This is a genomic window from Brevibacterium sp. LAARM3_SD1 (assembly GCF_057364765.1).
On record NZ_JBNFOL010000067.1, the window covers coordinates 1 to 3808 of the forward strand.

Annotated in this window: 3 protein-coding genes; all 3 read right to left on the reverse strand. The window is 66.5% G+C overall.

Features of this window, described 5'->3' with window-relative positions; translation table 11 throughout:
* Positions 1-40 precede the first annotated feature (40 nt).
* Positions 41-1063, reverse strand: coding sequence for a CNNM domain-containing protein (locus tag AC2W7L_RS18440; protein ID WP_486005627.1), 1023 nt, complete (start codon positions 1061-1063; stop codon positions 41-43).
* Positions 1060-2382, reverse strand: a complete 1323-nt coding sequence (locus AC2W7L_RS18445; RefSeq protein WP_486005628.1) for a hemolysin family protein — start codon at positions 2380-2382, stop codon at positions 1060-1062. The genes AC2W7L_RS18440 and AC2W7L_RS18445 overlap by 4 nt, the downstream gene beginning before the upstream one ends.
* A 359-nt stretch (positions 2383-2741) precedes the next feature.
* Positions 2742-3608 (reverse strand): glyoxalase III HchA, encoded by an 867-nt coding sequence (gene hchA, locus AC2W7L_RS18450; protein ID WP_486005629.1) that lies wholly within the window; start codon positions 3606-3608, stop codon positions 2742-2744.
* Positions 3609-3808 lie beyond the last annotated feature (200 nt).

Genomic DNA, 3808 nt, shown 5'->3' on the forward strand with positions numbered 1-3808 from the left:
CAACCTCGCGCGAGGTTGCTGGGCCGCCGTCAGGTAGTAATTATCGGGAGGGCACTTGACCGGTGGTGAGCAGGCGGGTGAGCACGTCGGTGACGGTGACGACCGCGTGGCTGCCGTCGGCCCTCGCCACCAAAGCCAGCTGCACGCTGTCCTCCCGCATCTCCTCGAATGCCCGCACCACGGTCATCGTTCCGTCCACGACGGTGACGGGACGGGCTGCCTCGGCGATGGGAGCATCCTCGGCGAGTCCGAGCACATCCCTGACATGCACCACATGACTCAGAGGGCCGTCAGCCTCGGTGCGCACGAGGATGCGACGGTGACGGTCACGGCGCGACGCCTCGCGCACCTCACCCGCAGTCGCATCCGGACCGACGGCTGTCGGCTCCGGGCGACCAGCCACGAGCTCGTCAAGTGTGAGCCTGGTGAGGTCGAGGGCTCCGAGCAGAGCCTCCGAGGACTCCTTCTCCAAGGTTCCCGCCTGCGCCGAATGCTGCAGCAGCTGCCTCAGGTCCTCGGGCGTGTGCGCCTGATCGACCTCGTCGACGGGTTCGACCTTGACCAGGCGCAGGCACGCGTTCGCCGCGTTGTTGAGCACATGCAGCAGCGGGCGGGTGAGGAACATGAAGGCCCGCATCGGCAGCGCCAGCATGATCGCCGAGCGCTCCGGATGCGCCACCGCCCACGACTTCGGCGCCATCTCACCGACGACGAGGTGGAGGAAGGTGACGATGACGAGGGCGAGGACGAAGCCGACGATGTCGGCGATCCACAGCGGCAGACCCAGTGTCTCGGCGACCGGGGTGATCCAGTGGTGGACGGCCGGCTTCGTGATCGCCCCGAGCGCCAGGGTGCAGGCCGTGATGCCCAGCTGCGACCCTGCCAGCAGCACCGACAGTTCGGTCGAGCTGCGCAGGGCGGCCCGGGCCGATCGGCTGTCCGCGGCTGCGTCCTCGAGACGGTGCCGTTTGGCGGCGATGAGCGCGAATTCGACGGCGACGAAGAACGCGCTGAGGCCGATGATGGCGATCGTGATCGCTGTGATGACCCAGGGGTTGCTCATCGCGCCACCTCGATTCCGATCCGCAGTCGCGCAGGCACATGCGTGGCCACCTCGATGACGTCGATGACGAGTCGCTCGGTCTCCGGAGTGTCGTTTCCGCTGAGGTCGGCGGGGTCGATCGGCAGTTCGATCGAGACCCGGTCACCCACCTCGGGGAATCCGCGGAGGTGTTCGATGACGAGGCCAGACAAGGTCTGCGCCGAGGTGGTCGGCAGTTCGCGTTGGAGGACGCGGGCCACCTCGTCGAGGGGGATGACCCCCGGTGCTGTCCAGGTGCCGTCGCCGGTCTCGATGAGTTCTTCGACGATGTGGTCGTGTTCGTCGGCGATGTCACCGACGAGTTCCTCACCGAGGTCCTCCATCGTCAGGATTCCGGCGAAGCCGCCGTATTCGTCGACGACGCAGGCCATCTGCTCCCGCCGTCCGAAGAGCGTGGCCACCGCGGCCGGCAGCGGCAGGGATTCCGGGACGAAGACCGGGTCACGCAAGAGGGAACGGATCCCGGTCCCGGTGACGGTGGTGCTCGGTGCCGCCTCGGCGACGTTTTCGGTGGTGCCCGACCCCGCCTCGGCGAGGACGTCGAGGAGGTCGATCGTGCCGATCACCTGATCATCAGCGTCGAGCACGGGGTAGCGGGAGTGGCCTCGGCTCATCAGTTCGCGCACCTCGTCCAGGGGCGTGTCGATGTCGATGGCGTCGACGCGTGAGCGCGGCACCGTGGCGTGGGCGACGCTCTGCTGCGGGAAGTCGAGGATGCGGTCGAGGATGAGCGAATCGTCGTCGACGATCTCGCCGCCCTCCCGGGATTCGGCGACGATGTGTTTGAGGTCGCGCCGGGTGGCGGAGTGGTCGACGTCGTGGACCGGTTCGATGCCGAGGACGCGCAGCAGGGCGTTCGAGGCTTTGTCGAAGATCGTGATGAGCCAGCCGACGACGGCGAGGTAGATCGAGGTCGACCGGGCGAGCCATGTGGCGAGCGCCTCGGGGCGGGCGATGGCCAGGTTCTTCGGGAACAGCTCACCGAAGAGCATCTGGATGAGCGTTGAGACGAGGAGGGCGAGGACGGTGCCGATGAGCACACCTGTGCCCGCAGGGATCGGGGTGCCGCCGAGTGCCTCGCCGACGGCTGTGCCGATGAGCGGTTCGGCGACGTAGCCGACGAGCAGACCGGTGACGGTGATGCCCAGCTGCGCGCCGGAGAGCATGAAGGAGGTGCGGCGGGTGATGGATAGGGCCCGGGCCGCGGCGCGGTCACCGGAGGCCGAACGTGCGGCCAGACGAGAGCGGTCGACGGCCATGTACGCGAATTCCTGCGCCACGAAGTAGCCGTGGCCACCGTGATGAGGAGGACGACGAGGAGGCCTATGAGCAGCGAGAGCAGCCAGGTCAACGGCGACCACCTGCCTGCGTGCGCTGCGCTCGCAGAGCGTATGCGCGCGCGTTATTGAATTGTTCTGAGGTGCGAAGAGAGATGTCCCAGCCGGGACTTCGATAGTCGTCCATGGTCCTTCCGAAAGTGATCAAGTGGGCGGCTGGTATCGATTATCCTGGCCCAGGCTGGCAGAATGCTGGCAACACCGACCACCGCCGCCGAACCCCCGCGACGTCGCCGAATGTGTGGTGCCGGGCGCTTTCAGCGACGTGCGGGTCGTCTGGCGGGACGCTGAACGACGAAGGATCAGCTGCCGAAGCTCTCCAGAAGCGCGACCACAGACTCTTTTCCGAGCTGATTCGCTGCGAGCGGACTGTCGCCGGTCAGGAGGTTGCGGTCGCGTGTGGTGGCACCGGTCATCTCATCGTTGATGATCTCGATACCGTCCTTCGTCAGCGTCTCGCCGAGCGCCCAAGGCATCTCACCGGGCAGATAGCCGATGTCGAGGTTCGCCTCGAAGTCGAGTGCGTCCGGGAACGCAGTGACACGGTAGCCGGCGAAGCGGTTCTCAGAGCGATCGAGGCCTGCGGCCAGCAACGCCGCCGGGCCATGACAGAGGGTGATGATCAGCCTGTCGTTGTCCAGGAAGAAGTCCAAGGCGGCCTGCACATCCCGGTCGAAGGGGATGACGTTCATGGCACCGTGACCGCCAGGGATGAAAATCGCAGCGTAGTCGTCGAGGCCGTTCGCGATGACGTCGGAGAGCCTCAGCGGAGCCTTGAATTTCGTCTCGGTGCTCGACCACGCGGAGGCGATGGCCTCGTCCTGCCCGGGGTAGGCCCACCACTCGAATTTTCCGGGCCCGCCGCTGACGGTGGCCACATCGACCTCATAGCCGGCCTCGGCCATGTGGTGGAGTGGCAGCAGCGTCTCGACGGGATGGTTGCCAGTGGAGAAGAACGTGCCGTTCCTCATGAGCATGTACCGCTCGTCGGTGGCGATCGTGAGGATCTTCCACTTCCCGCCCGTGTATGTCTCCTCGGTGACGGGGCCGTCGAAGTCGGTCCTGCTCGACGTGTACTGGGAGAGCGAGTAGGCGCTCGGGAAGAAGGCGTTGGCCTCCGCCTGATCGGGCACCGGGCTCCGGTCCTGAGATTTGTCGCTGTCAGTCATGTCTTCACCTTTCGCTCGTGTGGCTCACTCGCATGTCGGTGTCGTCGGTGCGTCGACTGACTTGCCAGCATACGACACACGGAGAGACGCCGCCAACGACTCGGCCCACCCGGCGCAGGACCTTCAGTCGACCGCCGCCCCTCCCCTTAATTGCTACCTGACGGCGGCCCAGCAACCTGGCGCGAGGTTGCTGGGCCGCC

What these genes read in the sequence shown, in the direction of transcription:
- AC2W7L_RS18440 (WP_486005627.1), bottom strand. Translation starts at nt 1,063, where the DNA reads ATGAGCAACCCCTGGGTCATCACAGCGATCACGATCGCCATCATCGGC.
- hchA (WP_486005629.1), bottom strand. Translation starts at nt 3,608, where the DNA reads ATGACTGACAGCGACAAATCTCAGGACCGGAGCCCGGTGCCCGATCAG.